This window comes from Jatrophihabitans sp. YIM 134969, from assembly GCF_054456675.1.
Window position 1 is genome coordinate 58,906 of sequence record NZ_JBTJEQ010000010.1, and the last position, 15,337, is coordinate 74,242.

At 72.8% G+C, this 15,337-nt stretch carries 15 protein-coding genes; 8 read left to right on the forward strand and 7 right to left on the reverse strand.

All coding sequences use genetic code 11. The annotated features are described in order from the left end of the window. Positions 1-34 precede the first annotated feature (34 nt). Positions 35-2,389, forward strand: a complete 2,355-nt coding sequence (locus ACXR2U_RS07665; RefSeq protein WP_458824426.1) for an ATP-binding cassette domain-containing protein — start codon at positions 35-37, stop codon at positions 2,387-2,389. Then, positions 2,386-4,662 (forward strand): protein kinase domain-containing protein, encoded by a 2,277-nt coding sequence (locus ACXR2U_RS07670; RefSeq protein WP_458824374.1) that lies wholly within the window; start codon positions 2,386-2,388, stop codon positions 4,660-4,662. Before ACXR2U_RS07665 ends, ACXR2U_RS07670 begins: the two co-directional genes overlap by 4 nt. Positions 4,663-4,665: 3 nt before the next feature. Here ACXR2U_RS07670 and ACXR2U_RS07675 read toward each other — a convergent pair whose 3' ends face one another. From ACXR2U_RS07675 to ACXR2U_RS07690, 4 genes are read right to left on the reverse strand one after another with little or no spacing between them, the layout of a single operon-like run. After that, a complete protein-coding gene (locus tag ACXR2U_RS07675) occupies positions 4,666-5,715 on the reverse strand; it encodes a homocysteine S-methyltransferase family protein (RefSeq protein WP_458824375.1) in 1,050 nt (349 codons plus the stop codon). After that, positions 5,712-6,914: an NAD(P)/FAD-dependent oxidoreductase gene (locus ACXR2U_RS07680; protein ID WP_458824376.1), complete on the reverse strand. Its 1,203-nt coding sequence runs from the start codon at positions 6,912-6,914 to the stop codon at positions 5,712-5,714. Before ACXR2U_RS07680 ends, ACXR2U_RS07675 begins: the two co-directional genes overlap by 4 nt. Further along, the gene (locus tag ACXR2U_RS07685; protein WP_458824377.1) at positions 6,911-7,543 is read right to left on the reverse strand and encodes a cysteine dioxygenase; all 633 of its coding nucleotides are present in this window, start codon (positions 7,541-7,543) and stop codon (positions 6,911-6,913) included. Before ACXR2U_RS07685 ends, ACXR2U_RS07680 begins: the two co-directional genes overlap by 4 nt. Then, positions 7,543-8,415 (reverse strand): amidohydrolase family protein, encoded by an 873-nt coding sequence (locus tag ACXR2U_RS07690; RefSeq protein WP_458824378.1) that lies wholly within the window; start codon positions 8,413-8,415, stop codon positions 7,543-7,545. The genes ACXR2U_RS07685 and ACXR2U_RS07690 overlap by 1 nt, the downstream gene beginning before the upstream one ends. Before the next feature lie 156 nt (positions 8,416-8,571). On the opposite strand from ACXR2U_RS07690, the gene ACXR2U_RS07695 reads away from it, so the two are divergent. After that, entirely contained in the window at positions 8,572-9,579 is a 1,008-nt protein-coding gene (locus tag ACXR2U_RS07695) for a LacI family DNA-binding transcriptional regulator (RefSeq protein ID WP_458824379.1), read from the forward strand. A 9-nt stretch (positions 9,580-9,588) separates the two neighbouring features. On the opposite strand, the gene ACXR2U_RS07700 is transcribed toward ACXR2U_RS07695, so the two are convergent. After that, on the reverse strand, positions 9,589-9,846 hold the full coding sequence (locus ACXR2U_RS07700) for a DUF2530 domain-containing protein (protein ID WP_458824380.1): 258 nt from the start codon (positions 9,844-9,846) through the stop codon (positions 9,589-9,591). 46 nt (positions 9,847-9,892) lie between these two features. Here ACXR2U_RS07700 and ACXR2U_RS07705 point away from each other — a divergent pair, with 46 nt between their 5' ends. The 4 genes from ACXR2U_RS07705 to ACXR2U_RS07720 all read left to right on the forward strand — a co-directional run bounded on the left by ACXR2U_RS07705 (position 9,893) and on the right by ACXR2U_RS07720 (position 12,751). After that, a complete protein-coding gene (locus ACXR2U_RS07705) occupies positions 9,893-10,348 on the forward strand; it encodes a MarR family winged helix-turn-helix transcriptional regulator (RefSeq protein ID WP_458824381.1) in 456 nt (151 codons plus the stop codon). A 101-nt stretch (positions 10,349-10,449) separates the two neighbouring features. Continuing rightward, the gene (locus ACXR2U_RS07710) at positions 10,450-10,917 is read left to right on the forward strand and encodes a hypothetical protein (RefSeq protein WP_458824382.1); all 468 of its coding nucleotides are present in this window, start codon (positions 10,450-10,452) and stop codon (positions 10,915-10,917) included. 22 nt (positions 10,918-10,939) lie between these two features. Then, positions 10,940-11,719 (forward strand): TrmH family RNA methyltransferase, encoded by a 780-nt coding sequence (locus tag ACXR2U_RS07715; RefSeq protein ID WP_458824383.1) that lies wholly within the window; start codon positions 10,940-10,942, stop codon positions 11,717-11,719. A 30-nt stretch (positions 11,720-11,749) separates the two neighbouring features. Then, complete coding sequence (locus ACXR2U_RS07720) at positions 11,750-12,751, forward strand: epimerase (RefSeq protein WP_458824384.1); 1,002 nt, start codon at positions 11,750-11,752, stop codon at positions 12,749-12,751. Positions 12,752-12,759: 8 nt separating this feature from the next. Here the strand turns inward: ACXR2U_RS07720 and ACXR2U_RS07725 are convergent, their stop codons facing one another. Beyond that, complete coding sequence (locus ACXR2U_RS07725; RefSeq protein WP_458824385.1) at positions 12,760-13,563, reverse strand: VOC family protein; 804 nt, start codon at positions 13,561-13,563, stop codon at positions 12,760-12,762. A gap of 81 nt (positions 13,564-13,644) precedes the next feature. Here ACXR2U_RS07725 and ACXR2U_RS07730 point away from each other — a divergent pair, with 81 nt between their 5' ends. Then, complete coding sequence (locus ACXR2U_RS07730; RefSeq protein WP_458824386.1) at positions 13,645-13,821, forward strand: hypothetical protein; 177 nt, start codon at positions 13,645-13,647, stop codon at positions 13,819-13,821. A gap of 139 nt (positions 13,822-13,960) precedes the next feature. Here the strand turns inward: ACXR2U_RS07730 and ACXR2U_RS07735 are convergent, their stop codons facing one another. Beyond that, positions 13,961-15,235: an HNH endonuclease gene (locus ACXR2U_RS07735; RefSeq protein ID WP_458824387.1), complete on the reverse strand. Its 1,275-nt coding sequence runs from the start codon at positions 15,233-15,235 to the stop codon at positions 13,961-13,963. Between the last annotated feature and the right edge of the window lie 102 nt (positions 15,236-15,337).

The following is a 15,337-nucleotide window of genomic DNA, read 5'->3' on the forward strand; positions in this document are numbered from 1 at the left end:
CGCGACCCCCGGCGCCGCCGGCGGTCAGGCGGTCGTGTCGGTCGACCGGCCCCGGGTGGTCGGACGGTCGTCGGTGTCCGACGTCGTCCTGGAGGATCCCCGGGTCTCGCGGCGGCACCTGGTCGTCGAGGACGACCGCGGCACCGTGCGGGTCCGCGACGTCAGCACCGGCGGCACGTGGCACCGCGGGGTGCCCCTGGACGCGAACGGCCTCGTGGTGCCGCCGGGCGCCGAGGTCCGGCTGCGGCTCGGCGCGCCCGACGGCCCCGACCTCGTCCTCACCGACCGCACCCCGGTCGTCGCCGCCGCCGCCCCGCCGCCGCTGGCCCCCGACATCGGCGCGACCGTGCTGCCGCACCGGCCGCTCGGGGAGGGGAACGCCGTGGCCGCCGGGGTGTCCAGCACCCACGTCGAGCAGCAGGCCCGCACGCGGCACCCGTTGTTCGCGGGCCGGATGACGATCGGGCGCGAGGTCGGCAACGACATCACGCTGCCCGACCTGCTGGTCTCCCGTCACCACGCCGAGTTGCGGATCGGCAGCCACGGCGCGGAGATCGTCGACCTCGACTCGCCCAACGGCACGTTCGTCAACGGGCGTCGGATCGACCGCGCCGACCTCTACCAGGGCGACGTGGTCGCGGTCGGTCACCACCTCCTGCAGGTCGACGGTTCGGCGCTGGTCGAGTACCTCGACTCGGGCGACGTCAGCTTCCAGGCCGAGGGCCTGTCGGTGTTCGCCGGCGACAAGCAACTCATGCACGACGTGGGTTTCCGTCTTCCGGCGCGCACGTTGCTCGCCGTGGTCGGGCCGTCGGGCGCGGGGAAGTCGACGCTGCTGGGCGCCCTCACCGGGTTCCGCCCGGCCGACCAGGGCACCGTGCGGTACGCCGGTCGCGACCTCTACACCGAGTACGACGAGCTGCGGCGGCGCATCGGGTACGTGCCGCAGGACGACCTGCTGCACACCTCGCTCACGGTGCGCAAGGCGCTCGACTACGGCGCGGAACTGCGTTTCCCGCCCGACGTCTCGGCCGCCGAGCGCCGGTCGCGGGTCGACGAGGTGCTCGCCACCCTCGGCCTCACCCAGCACGCCGACACGGTCGTGAGTCGGCTGTCCGGCGGCCAGCGGAAACGCACGAGCGTGGCGCTGGAACTGCTGACCAAACCGTCGTTGCTGTACCTCGACGAACCGACCTCGGGCCTCGACCCGGGGTTGGACAAGTCGGTGATGCACACGCTGCGCGAACTGGCCGACGACGGCCGCACGGTCGTGGTCGTCACCCACAGCGTGGCCAACCTCGACGTCTGCGACCTGGTGCTGATGCTCGCGCCGGGCGGGCACGTCGCCTACCTCGGCCCGCCGCGCGAGGCGCTCGGCTACTTCGGCAAGTCCGACTTCGCCGACGTGTTCCTCGCCCTGGAGTCCGAGCCGGGCGCCGAGTGGGGCCGTCGGTTCCGCGCGTCGCCGTTCTACGTGCCGGCCGCGGTCGGCGCACCGTCGGCCGCGCGGACGGCGGAAGACCTCCCCGACATCCGGCAGCAACCGGTGCGTTCGCAACTGTGGACGCTCGTGCGCCGGTACCTCAGTGTGATCGTGGCCGACCGGTCGTACCTGCGGCTGATCATCGCGTTCCCGTTGCTGCTCGGCATCATCCCGCGCGTCATCCCGGCCAAGAACGGGCTGTCGATCCTGCCCGAGCAACCCAACCGCGACGCCCCGACCGTGCTGCTGGTGCTGATCCTCTGCGCCTGCTTCATGGGGATGGCGAACTCGGTGCGCGAGGTCGTGAAGGAACGCACGATCTACCGCCGCGAACGGGCGATCGGGCTCTCGCTGCCGGCGTACCTCGGGTCGAAGGTCATCGTGCTGTCGGTGCTGACCGCGCCGCAGGCGGTGGTGTTCACCCTCATCGGGGTGCTGGGCCGCACCCCCGACCGCAGCGCGTTGCTCGGGTCGTCGCTGGTCGAGACGCTGATCGCGCTGGTGATGACGGCGCTGGCGTCGGTGATGCTCGGTCTGTTGGTGTCGACACTGGTCAACTCCGCCGACAAGACCATGCCGTTGCTGGTGCTGATCACCATGGCGCAGTTGGTGCTCTCGGGCGGGCTGATCCCGGTGGCGGGCAAGGTCGGCCTGGAACAGGTCGCGTGGCTGTCGCCGGCCCGGTGGGGGTACGCCGCGGTGTCGTCGTCGATCGACATGAACGCAGTCCTGAAGACCGACCAGCCCGCGTTCAAGACCGGCCCGCCCGACCCGCTCTGGGACCCCACCGCCGCCACCTACCTCACCGACCTCGGTGCCGGCGTGGCGTTGGGGGCGGCCGCGATCGTGATCTGCGCGCTGCTGTTGCGGCGCGGTGACCCGAAACCCCGGAGACTGCGCACGTGACCTCACAGGCACCGACCCCACCCGGCCGCCCGCTCGGGCCGCACGATCCCGTCGCGCTCGGCGAGTACGCGCTGATCAGCCGGCTCGGCGAGGGCGGCATGGGCGCGGTCTACCTCGGTCGGTCGCGCGCCGGCCGGATGGTGGCGGTCAAGGTCATCCGGCGCGAGTTCGCCCAGATCGACGAGTTCCGCGTGCGGTTCCAGCGCGAGACCGCGAACGCCCAGCGGGTGGCCCGGTTCTGCACCGCCGAGGTCCTCGACGTCGACGCCGAGGGCGAGATGCCCTACCTGGTCACCGAATTCGTCGAGGGCGAGACCCTCGCCGAGGTCGTCGCCGACTCCGGGCCGTTGTCCGCGGCCAACCTCGAACGGCTCGCGGTCGGCGTGGCCGCAGCGCTGACGGCGATCCACGGCGCCGGGGTCGTCCACCGCGACCTCAAGCCCGGCAACGTCATGCTGTCGCCGTTCGGGCCGCGGGTGATCGACTTCGGCATCGCACGGGCGTCCGACGCCGCGGCCGGCCTCACCCAGATCCGGGTGGGCACCCCCGCCTTCATGGCTCCGGAGCAGGTGCTCGGCGAGCCGCTGACCGCCGCGCTCGACGTGTTCGCGTGGGGCGCGGTCGTCGCGTTCGCCGGTACCGGGCGGCTGCCGTTCGGCGGGGAGATGCCGAGCATCTTCTACAAGATCGTCAACGAGCCGCCGGACCTGAACGGTCTGCAGGACAACGGTTTCCTCATGCCGATCATCGAACGGGCGATGAGCAAGAACCCCGCCGACCGGCCGGCGTCGAACGAGTTGCTGCTGAGCCTGCTCGGTGGCGCCGGCAGCGGCGCGAGCGTGCTGGGTGACCCCGAGGGGGCGGTGACGCGCGCGATGGTCGGTTGGTCCCCGCCGCTCGACGAGCCCGCGACGCAGTTGCCCGGACACTCCACGCGCACCGCAGCCGTGCCGCCGCCGATCGTCGCCTCGGCCCCGCCCGCGAAGCCCGCCACGACCGCGCCGGTTGCCGACCGGCGCGACGACCCGCAGCAGACGCCGTTCCACCCGCCGACCGCCGCGACCCGACTGCCGAACTGGCAGCAGCCGAGTGGCCCGGACCCGTACCGCCCACCGTCCGGTCACCTCGGCTGGGACGACCGCGCCCCCGCCGCGCCGCCGGTCCGCCGTGACGACGACGTGCCGCCGCCGTCGTGGGATCCGGGTGGCCCGCCCGCTCCGGACCGCGCGCGTGGACGTGGCCGCGGGGTGCTCGTCGCGGTCGTGGCGGCGGTCGTCGTGGCCGCACTCGTCGTCGGCGGGATCTTCCTGTTCGGTGGGAAGAAGGACGACGACAAGCCGGCCGCGGACGGGTCGAGCAGCAGCGGGCTCCCGAGTCCGTCGACCGCGCCCACCGTGGCGGTACCGGCCGCACTGCCGAAGTCGGCGACGCTTCCCGTGACGTCCATGGTGATCGAACTGACCGATGGGTCCGACCACCAGATCACCACGTTGGGCATCGATGGCACCGCCGGGCGGACCCTCGGACCGGGCCTGGTCAACGCGCAACCTCAGCTGTCACCCGACCGTCGCACGATCGCCTACACGGCTGACGGCGTCTGGCAGCTCATGGCGGTCGACGGTTCCGGCATCCGCCCCCTACTCGTCGGCGCGGCGGCCCGTCTGAAGCCTTGCCCGGGGCAACGCGTCGCCTGGAACCCGAGCGGGAGCGCGGTCGCGCTGTGCGCGAGCGGGTCGGGTGGCCAGGGTCTGTACGTGGTCGATCCCGTCGCGGGCACCGTGCAGGACCTCCCGTCGCAGGCGAAGGTGGGCGACGTGACCTGGACCCCCGATGGCGCCGACATCGTCTACTGGAGCGGGGATTCCGCCGACGGCGGGCCGCTGTTCGAACTCGCCGCCGACGGCGCGTCGCGACCCCGTCAGCTCACCGACGGCGTCGACTCGCAGCCGGTGTTCGCGCCGAACGGGCAGCACCTGACGTTCCGACGCAAGACCGCCGACGGCGGGTTCGACGTCGTGGGCACGCGGGCCGACGGCTCGGCGTCGTCGTTCTACGACTTCACCCAGGGGTCGGCGGCGGACGACGGCAACCCGTCGTACAAGCCGAACCAGTTCGGCGGCGAGACCATCGTGTTCGTCAGCGACCGCGACGGCGCCCCCCGGCTCTACACCTTCGATCCGGCCGGGCGTCCGCCCACACCGGTCGAGGTGCCGGGCCAGTCCGCGGGGGCCGCGAACGTCTCCTGGTCGACCGGTGCGGTCTTCTCGGCGTGAACCTCAGCTCGCCGCGGTCCAGCCGCTCATCTCGCGCTCGGTGACCTCGGTGGTCTGCTCGCCGAGCACCGGGTGCAGTTCGAGCGCGGGGGAGTAGCGGCTCGCGGGCGTCTCGCGTCCGAGGGCCTCGGCCATGGCCCGCACGTGGTGCGGCGCGCCACCGCAGCAGATCCCGACGTACCCCACGCCGGCGTCCGCCGCGGCCTTCGCGTAGTCGGCCATCTCGAAGCGGGTGTGGGCGACGCTCTCGAGCTGGATGGGGAACAGCCGCCGACCACTGGCGTCGGTGAGGGCCTCGAACGACGGGTTGGCGGCGTCGGTGCGGTACGGCACCGGTTGACCCGCGACCGCCACGCTGTCGTCGACGGTGGCCCGGAGCTCGGACAGCATCGGCAGCATCATGGCGGGGCCGCGGGAGCAGTTGAAGCCGACCACGGCGGCGCCGGCGTCGGCGACCCGGCGGGCGGCCTCGATGTAGCCGAAGCCGTCGTAGGTCCCGTGCGGCTGCACGCTCGCGAACGTCACCATCGCGGGCAGGCCGAGTTCCTGGCAGACCTTGAGGCCGATCAGGGCCTCGCCGAGGTAGTCGTTGGTCTCGCTGATGACGAAGTCGACGCCCTCCTCCTTCGCCCAGCCGAGCTGCTCGCGGTACTGCTCGCGGACGACCGCGCCGGACTCCACCGGGTTGGCCGGGTCGTAGCACCAGGTGTTGCAGATGTTGCCCGCGACCAGCGCGCCGCCCTCGGCGGCGATCTCGTTGGCGATGCGGACGGCCTGCCGGTTCATGGCCTCGAGGTCGCCGTCGCGGCCGACGTCACGCAGCTTCTCGCGGTGCGCGTAGTAGGTCAGCGCGACCATGACGTCGGCGCCGGCGCGCAGGAACTCGCGGTGCAACTGCCGGAGGGCGTCGGGGGCGTCGAGGATGACCTCGGGGACGTAAGGCCCGGCCTTGACGTAGCCGCGGCGTTCGAGTTCGAAGACGTACCCCTCGGCGCCGACGAGCGGGCCGTCGGCCAGCCGCTCGGCGAAGGTGCGCGTGGACGGTCGGCTCATGCGGTGGCCTCCTGGTCGTGGTGCGTGGGGTCCGCAACGACGGCGGTGCGGGTGAAGCGGGCGGGATCGAACCTGCTGATGTCGTCGGTGGTGGCTGCACCGGCGGCGAGTTCGGCCATCGTGCGGCCGACCCACGGGGAGAACTTGTAGCCGGTGCCGCGCCAGCCGACGCCGACGAACACCGTCGGGTGACCGGGCACGGCGCCCATGACGAAGTCGTCGTCGGCGACGAGGTCGTAGTCGCAGCCGTCGGTGTCACGGACGTCCTCGGACGGCACGCCCGAGAGCCCCGGCATGCACTGGGCGACGAAGTCGGCGATGTTCGCGACTCCGGTGCGGCCGCGGGGGATGTCCGGCGGGTTGTAGTAGCCGACCTTCACGTGGTCGACCACGCCCTCGACGATGGGGTGCACGTACACGCCGGTGTCGAGGTAGGCGATGACCGGCATGACGTCAGAGGTGAACAGGTGCCGGCGGTCGGCCGGTGGGTCGAAGTACTTGGCCTCGCTTGGCCGGTCGCGGCTGAGGGGGACCTCGAGGGCGCCGTCGTCGAGCAGCGCCAGCACGTCGTTGGTGCCGTGTCCGGCCGTCACCACCACGGTGTCGGCTCGGAACGAACCGTTGCTGGATGCAACGACGACGTGGTCGCCCTCGTCGGAGACGTCCGTGATCTCGACCTGCTCGTGCACGGCGACGCCGCGCTCGGCCAAGACCCGGGTGAGCGTGGCCGCCACCGTGCGCAGGTCGACCAGGCCCGCTTCCGGGTCGAGGTGGGCGACGTCGGCGGTGAGGTAGGGGAAACGCTCGGCGATGCCCGCGGTGTCGAACTTCTCCTCGACGAAACCGAGGGATTCGGTGACGTTCGTGGCGAGGCGCGCGTACGTCTGGTCCAGCTCGGGGGTGACGGCCGCGGTGGCGATGTTCATGCAGCCGCACCGCACCAGGGCCGTCGTGTCGGTCTCCTTCTCGAACTCGGTCCACAACGTCATCGCGGTGTCGGCGAGCCGGACGTACAGCGGGTCGAGGTAGTCACGCCGGTAGGAACGGGTGCGCCCGAACGAGGCCGTCATGGGATCGCCGATGCGCCCGCGTTCCAGCACCGTCACCGAACGCCCGGCGGCCGAGGCGTGGTAGGCGGTGAACAGCCCCATCACACCCCCGCCGATGACGAGCAGGTCGGTGGTCGCGGGTCCGGTCACGAGGCGCTCCCGCCGTCGGTGGTGGGGTCGAGCGGGCCCAATTCGAGCGGGCGCAGTTCGAGCGGGCGCAGTTCGTCGGCGTACGAGACCGACAGTCGGTGCAGGACGCCGACGGTGTCGACGGTGTACTGACCCATCCGCCACAACGGGGGTGAGTAGGCGTGCACGCTGACGCTCTCGGTCGCGTGGCCGGTGAGCCGGTGGATGTGGTCCGGACCGAAGCTGAAGACCCGGCCGTCGGGGACCTCGGTGGGGACGCCGCCCTCGCCGATGGCGAGCGCGTGCTCGACCAGTCGCCCGCTGACCACCGCGACGGCACCGGAGGAGACGTCGTGGTCGTGCCAGCCGGTGTCGTTGACCGGTGTCCAGCAGAGCAGCCAGACGTCGACGGCGGCATCGCGGTAGAGGCAGACGTAGTGCCGTTGCTCGTCGTCGAACGCGACGTGCTCCCGCCAGAGCTCCGGCTGCGCCGCGACCGAGGCCGCGAGTTCCAGCAGCTCGGGCTGGGTCAGCTCCCGGTCCGGGACGTCGGCGTAACCCATCCCGGAGGCGAGCTCGGCGATCGGGCGGGCCGCCCGGGCGGGGGCGCCGGTGGCCGCCGGGGTGGTGGGAGCGGTGGCCGCGTCCATCAGCTGCGTCCTTCCATGGTGCTGCCGTCCAGCAGTCGTCTCGGGTTCGTCACGGTGATCGCGCGGTGGGCCGCGTCGCCCAGGCAGGGATCGGGAGGTTCGGCGTAGGGCCGGTCGCTGCCCATCACCAGCACGTCGATGCCGAGCGCGCGGGCGAGGGCGTCGACCGCCTGCCGGCCGTAGGAGGAGATGTCGACGAAGACGTCGGGGTCGACCACGAACCGTTGCCCACCGCGCACTGCGAAGCGTTCGTGGTGCAACGGTGCGAGGCCCGCACCGGCGGCGAAACACACGCGCAGGTCGGGCAGCAGCGCGCGGCCGGCGGTGTGCCACGTCCACCACGCGGCCTGCAGTTGCGCGGGGTAGTCGACGACCGCGGGCCACCAGCCGGGCCCGGCGGTCGCGCCCGTGCCGGTGGGGCCGGGGTGGACCAGCACCGGCCGGTCGAGTTCCTCGCAGACGCGCAGGACCGCGGCGTGCGACTCCAGCAGCTCCGGGGTCGCCCAGGTCGTGGCCGAGACCTGGAGCCCGACGAAGTCGGTGGCGAGCAGCTTCGCGAGCGCGTCGAGGTCGGGGTCGACCTCGCTCACCGCGGCCCAGGCGCGGTAACCCGCCGGCAGGTCGACCGCGCCGGCGTGCCAGGCGTCGAGCAGCGGGGTCGCCTCGACCGCGGGCATGGCCTCGATCCCGAGCGGGGTCGACAGTGACACCAGGACCTGGGTGCCGGGCGTCTCCCGGTCGCGGCGGGCGACGGGGTCGTGGTCGTCCGGGCGGACGGGGTAGGGCGGTTCGCCCGCGGTGTGCAGGGTCCAGCCGTCGAGCCGCGGGACGCTCGAGCGGGTCCGCAGCGCCTCGAGCAGCGGGGTGGCCACAGGTGCTGGTGCACGTCGACCGGGCCCGCGAGCGGCACTGCGCACCCCCTCCGAACCGTGAGGTGAACCGCTTCACCCCGGTGAACCGGTTCACTGTAGCGGTTCACCGGCCCCGCACGGGAGTCGCGCACGTCAACTCCTCGTTACAGTCGTCGCGTGCGCGAGCGGCCGAAGCGGGTGACCCTGCGCGACGTCGCGCAGGAGTCCGGTCTCTCGACCGCCACCGTCTCCTACGCCCTGCGCGGCCTGCACGTCCCGACCGAGACCCAGGAACGGGTTCGCGACGTCGCCGACCGCCTCGGGTACCAGGTCGACCCGATCGCCCGCGCCCTGGCGTCCGGTCGGACCGGGTACGTCGGGGTGCTGTGCGGCTCGCTCGAGGACGGCTGGCAGCAGGGCGTCGCCGCCGCGCTCGGCCGCGGGCTGTTGGACGCCGGCCGGCACGCCCTCATCGTCGACGCGTCGAACGACCCCGGCCTGGAGGCCATGCTCGCCGCACAACTCGTCGACCAGCGGGTCGACGCCCTGATGGTGCTGTGGGTCGACCCGGGCGGGGCCCACTGGGCCGACCTCGCCGAGCGGACCGTGCTGGTCTCGATCGGCGACGGCCTCGCCGGCGCCGCCACGGCCGTGGAGGTCGTCTTCGACAACGACGCGGGAGCGGCCGCGGCGCTCGAGCAGTTGGCCGCCGCGGGTCACCGCCGGATCGCGATCCTCACGCCGTCGTCGCGCAGCACTCCCGAGCGTCCGGCCGAGATCGCCGCGCGGCGAGTGGCGGGCGAGCTGGGGCTGTCGTTGTCGTTCCACATGTCGCCGCACGACCTCGACGGCGCCGCGGACGTCGCGGCGCAGGTGCTCGAGGTCGACGACCCCCCGACGGCCGTGTTCTGCCTCGCCGACTCGATGGCCTACGGCGTGTACGCCGCGGCCCGGCGACTCGGACTGCGGATCCCCGACGACGTCTCCGTGCTCGGCTACGACGACCACCCGGTGTCGCGACTGCTCTCGCCGCCACTGTCGAACTACCGGTGGCCGGTCGACGCCCTGGTCTCGCACGCCGTGAGCCGCACCGTGCGGGCCATCGAGCAGGACACCCGGTCGCGTCGCAAACTGCTGACCCCGGTGGCGCAGGTGCGCGGTTCGGTCGGGCCCGCCCGCCGCTGACCGCGGAGGTCAGCGGGTGCGGCCCAGGCGCCGGTGACGCCCGACCAGCACCTGCCCGATGAGCCCGAGCACCACGCCCGCCAGGGCGATCCAGAGCCAGTCGGGGTGGTCACGGGTCCAGTCCGGGGCGCTGAAGCGCAGGACCAGCAACACGACGAACGCCACACCGAACGCGGCCGTGCCGGTGGTGACGATCCGGCCGGTGTCGGTCTCGACCGGGCGCAGGATCACCGGCTCCGGCTCCGGCTCACGGTGGTCGTCGGTCACGGGCGTCAGGCTAGTGGCGGACACGGCGGCGGCTACGCTCCCGGGCGTGCCAGCGGACGACGCGGCGGACGCGGACCACGACGCCGCCCTCGCCCACGACCTGCGCAGCGCCGTGCTCCGTCTCGCGCGCCGGATCCGGGCCAACCGGGTCGACACGTCGCTGTCGCTCTCGCAGCTGTCGGCGCTGGCGGTGCTCGCCGTGGCCGGGCCGATGAGCGCGGGTGACCTCGCCGCCGTCGAGTCGGTGCAGCCGCCGACCATGACCAAGGTGCTCGCGGCGCTCGTCGAGCGCGGCCTCATCACCCGCGAGGCCGACGCCTCGGACAAGCGGGCGGTCCGGCTCGCCGTCACCGAGGCCGGAGCCGCGGTGGTCGACGCCGAACGTCGCGCCCGCGACGCCTGGTTGTCGCAGGTGCTCGACCAACTCGACGCGGACCAACTCGCCGCGCTCACCGCGGCGCTGCCCGTCCTCGACCGGATGGCGACCCCGGACCCGTGGTGAGGAGTTCGGTGGCCGAACGGCCGTCGAAACCCCTGAGAGTGTGTCGTCCCACCCGTCACAACCCCGGTGCGGCGGCGCCCGAACCGATCTAGCCTTGTGCGATGAGCCTGTCCGGCTCCTGGTCACGGGGGCGGTTGCGCCGGTTCGCCGGCCGATCCGTCGATGCGTTGCGTCCGGTCGGACGCGCCCGCACCCTCACCGTCCGTCGGGTCACGCGCGACTTCGTGATGTGGGAAGCCGAGTGCGCCGGCCACGTCGCCACCCCGACCGCCACCATGACCACCGTCGTCGGCGCCACGGTCGTGCGGGTTCCGCTCGGCGGCCGCCCGATCCAGGAGGTCGCCCACCACCTGCGGCGGCTGCGGTCGGTCATCGACGCGATGTCCGACGACGTGTCGTTCGTGCGGTGGGAGGGCGTCATGCGCGCCTACGACGACTACCTGTTCACCGCCTGCCACGAACTCAGCGTGCCGACCGACCTGCTGACGATCGGGTTCGGTCGTCACCGCGACGAGGAGCGTTGCCGCCTCGAGCGGTTGCTGCACGAGGCGGGTCTGCCGGTCCGCTGACGCCGCGTGGTCCAGTGGTGTCATGCCGCTGATCCCGGTCACCGACCCCGCCGACCCCCGGTTGGCCGACTTCCGCGACCTCACCGACGCCGACGTCCGACCCGACCGCCGCGGGGTGGTCATCGCCGAGGGGTGGTCGACGGTCGAGCGGTTGCTCGACTCGCCGTACCAGCCGCGCGCGGTGTTCGGGGTGCCGTCACGGGTCGAGGCGCTCGCCCCGGTGCTGGAGCAGGTGCCGGACCTGCCGGTGTACGTCGCGGACAAGTGGCTGCTGTCGGAGGTCGTGGGGTTCCGCGTCACCCGTGGGGTGCTGGCCTCGGCCGACCGCGGGTTGCCGCTGGAACCGGCCGCGGTGCTGACGACGGCGCGGCGCGTCGTGGTGCTGGAGGGGCTCAACGACTTCGAGAACCTCGGCGCGGTGTTCCGCAACGCCGCGGCGTTCGGCCTCGACTCCGTGCTGCTCGATCCCACCTGCGCCGACCCGCTCTACCGCCGCAGCGTGCGGGTCTCGATGGGGCACGTGCTGCGGGTGCCGTTCGCCGTCGCCGACGACCCCGTCGCCACCGCCCGCGCCGCGGGCCTGACGACGGTCGCGCTGACGCCCCGCGCCGAGGCCGTCGCGATCCGTTCCTTCACCCCGCCCGCGCGGTGGGCGGTGGTGCTGGGGGCGGAGGGGCCGGGACTGCCGGACGCCAGCATCGACGCGGCCGACGTGGCGGTGCGGATCCCGATGGCACCGGGCGTGGACTCGCTGAACGTGGCGACGGCCGGGGCGGTGGCCTTCGCCATGCTGGCCCTTTGAACGTGTTCAAAACGCGCTACGGTGGGTCCCATGCGGATCGTCGTTCCCGGCGGCACCGGGCAGGTGGGTGGCATCCTGCGGCGCGCGTTCGCGGCGCAGGGCCACGACGTGGTGGTCCTGAGCCGGAGCCCGCGCCCGCTCGAACCCGGTGTCCGATCGGTGGCGTGGGACGCCCGCACGCTCGGTGACTGGCGCGACGAGGTCGACGGCGCCGACGTCGTGGTCAACCTCGCCGGCCGGTCGGTCAACTGCCGCTACACCGACGCCCACCTGCGGGAGATGATGTGGTCGCGGGTCGAGTCGACCCGGGTGGTCGGCGAGGCCATGGCCCGCGCGGCGCGTCCGCCCGCGGTGTGGCTGCAGGCGAGCACCGCGACGATCTACGCCGACAGCCGCGGCCGCGAGCAGGACGAGGCCACCGGGGTGATCGGCGGCGACGAGCCCGGGGTGCCGCTGTCGTGGGAGTACAGCGTGCGGATCGCCCGGCGGTGGGAGGCCGCGCTCCAGGCTCCGGACCTGCCGCACACCCGTCGGGTCGCGATGCGGACCGCGATCGTCATGAGCCCGGACCGCGGCGGGGCGTTCGACGCGCTGTCGATGCTGACCCGGGTCGGCGCCGGCGGCGCGGTGGCGGGCGGCGGGCAGTACGTGTCGTGGCTGCACGACCACGACCTGGTCCGCGCGGTCGACTTCCTCATCCACCACGACGACCTGGACGGGCCGGTCAACCTGACCGCGCCCGAACCGTTGCTGCAAGCAACGTTCCAGCGAGAGCTGCGGAGGGCGTGGGACGTGCGGCTCGGGCTCCCTGCGACGGCCGGAATGGTCCGGCTCGGCGCGTGGGCACTGCGCACCGAGCCCGAGTTGCTGCGCAAGAGCCGTCGGGTCGTGCCCGGTCGGCTGCTCGGGGCGGGCCTCGAGTTCGCGTTCCCGTCGTGGTCACTCGCCGTCGACGACCTGGTCGCCCGGACGCGGACGCGACCCGAGGGCACGGCGCTCATGCCGACGGTCCGCGCGATGGCCAACGTCTGAGGGCGGCCTCAGAAGTCGTCGGGCGGGGCGGACTGACTGACGGTGAACACCGCGCCCTGCGGGTCTCGCAACAGGGCCGTCCTGGTCCAGCCGTCCTCGGCCCGGCCGAGCACGTCCGCCCCGAGACCCTCGGCGCGGGCGGCGGTGTCGTCGCGGTCGACCACGGTGATCATGACGTTCCAGCGCTGTCCGCCGTCGGCGTTCGGGCCCTGCACCGCCGCGACGACGTCCTCGAAACCGTCGGGTGCGTTGGCCTGCCGCTCGAGGATGTCGGGGTCGACGGTGGTGCGCAGGTGTTCGCCGTGACCCGGCACCTGCAGCATCAGGCCGTCGTCGCCACCGAGCCGTCGCCACCCGAACACCGCCTCGTAGAACTCGAGCGCCGGATCGGCCGCGTGCAGGTTGCTGAAGTTCCACGCGTTCGGGACGTTCGTGACCTGCGCCCCGAGTCGTAGGCCGGCTTGCCAGGGTCGGAACGGCATGCCGGTCGGGTCGGTGCAACTCGCGCTGCGTCCGGCCGGCCCGGTGTCGTCCGGTCCGGACGTCACCGTGCCGCCCGCGGCCGTGACCGCCGCCGCTGACGCCTCGACGTCGTCGACCGCGACGTACGTGCTCCACCTCGCTTCACCGGCGTCGAGCCCCGCCGCGTCCGCGCCGTCGAGCCGGGCGATCGCGTACGGCGGCGCACCTGGCGGGGTGACGGTCTCGAAGATCCACCCGAACAGCCCGCCGTAGAACTTCTTCGCCGCCTCCGGGTAGGGCGCCTTCAGACCGCTCCAGCTCGGTACACCCTGCGGGTAGGTGTGGGGCACGTCAGCAATGCCGCGGGTGGTACCCGCCCCGGGTGTGGTCTGCTCCCATGAGGTGTCTGAGTGAGGGCGGCCGCGGGTTCGGTGCTGGTCTTCGAGGCGTTCGACCCGTTCGCCGAGGAGGATGCCACCACCGCATTCGACATCGCTGACATGTTCGCGGATGTCGCGCGCACCGCGATGCTCGTCGGACACCGGATGCTGCTGGTGCTGCGCCTGGACGACTGGTCGTTGGTTCGACCGGGTGGACGCAGGGCGTGACCGTTGGCGCCGGATCTTCACATCAGACGACTCGGCCGGCGACCAGGCCGACACACCGGCTCAGTGAACCCAACATCCTGACCAGGACCCGCTTCACCGACCGCCGTCGTCAGCACGGGCACCGATCCGGTGCACCCACCTACTGGTGGCTCATGCAACGATCGCGATGGAACTCGGAAGAGAGCTCGACAAGGGGCGACCGGGCAGCGGCGGCGATCTTGCGTTTCGCGATCCGTTCGACGCGTGACCGGCGTCGCCGTCGGCCGGGTGGTCGGGTCGGTGGGTTCTTGGTCGGCGCGGCCGCGTCGGGGATGCGGTCGGATTTGGTCTGGTTGCACCAGACACACATGCCGCGGGCGTTCGCGAGGCTGGTGGGTCCGCCGTGGGTGTGGGGTTGGTGGTGGTCGACGTGCCTGATGGGCGCGTCGCAGTAGGCGGTGGTGCAGGTGTCCTCGTCACGCAGTGCCACGAAGTCGGCCATGGCCTTGGTGAACTGACGGGACGCGGTCTCGGCGGTGATCAGCCGGCCGACGGGGTCGCAGAACAGTCGCCTGACGCGGTGCGCGACGTCGGTGTCGAGGACCATCGCCCGGGCCAGCGGTGCCGGGATCGGTGATCCGTCGGCCAGGCGGGCCGGAGCGTTGCTGGCACCGAGCAGGGTGCGGTCGGTGATGACCAGCTGGACGGCCAACGGGACTGCGGCGGCCGAGGTCTGTCCGGTGATCCGTTCGACGACGGTGTCGGCCATGATCTGGTCGCGGGCGCGTTGATCCCCGGCGGCCTGGGCGTCTCTGACGGCCTGCTCGAGCGCGGCACGGCAGGCCACGACCTGCACCATCGGGGCGAGCAGCGTCTGCCAGCCCATGGCGTCAGGTGCGGGGCGGGTGCTGACCCGCCGCTCGGTGGCAGCTTTGGCGGCGCGGGCGCAGGCGCCGGCGGGGTCGAGTTCCTGCACGGCGGCGCGGGTGCGGCGGGTCAGGGTCCGGTCGCCCCACCCGTGGAGGTTCGCCGCGATACCGGCGTCGACGATCTGCCGGTCGACCTGCTCCAACGGTGCGACCTGGTCGAACACGAGACGCGCCCGCCGCTCCGACAACTCCCCGCGCTCCAGCAGGGCGAACGTGCCAGGGGTGTCGGTAGGTGCTTCGACCGCCCACCGCAGGTACTGCCCGGCGTGCCACGGGCTCACCCTCAGCGCCTGCCCGAGTTCGGTGACCAGCTGCCGCCGGGCGTGCTCCCGCCGCCGCGCCCGACCCACACCGGGCTTCGGCACGGTCGCGATCTCCACCTCGATCGCGGCGCGCTGTTCGGACGCCAGCGCCGCGGTCTCCCGGGCGATCTCGGCGGCCAGTCGGCACCGTTGCGCGTCCAGCTCGGCGATCCGCGCGAGGCGGTCGACGGGCGGGGTGTTCATGCGTTCGATTCTACGGCTCAGAAGAGAAAAGTCAATGATTCACGGATGTTTCTCGGTAGCGACAGCCCCTGTGCTCCCGCCTCGCTGCAGCAGTGCTGCAGA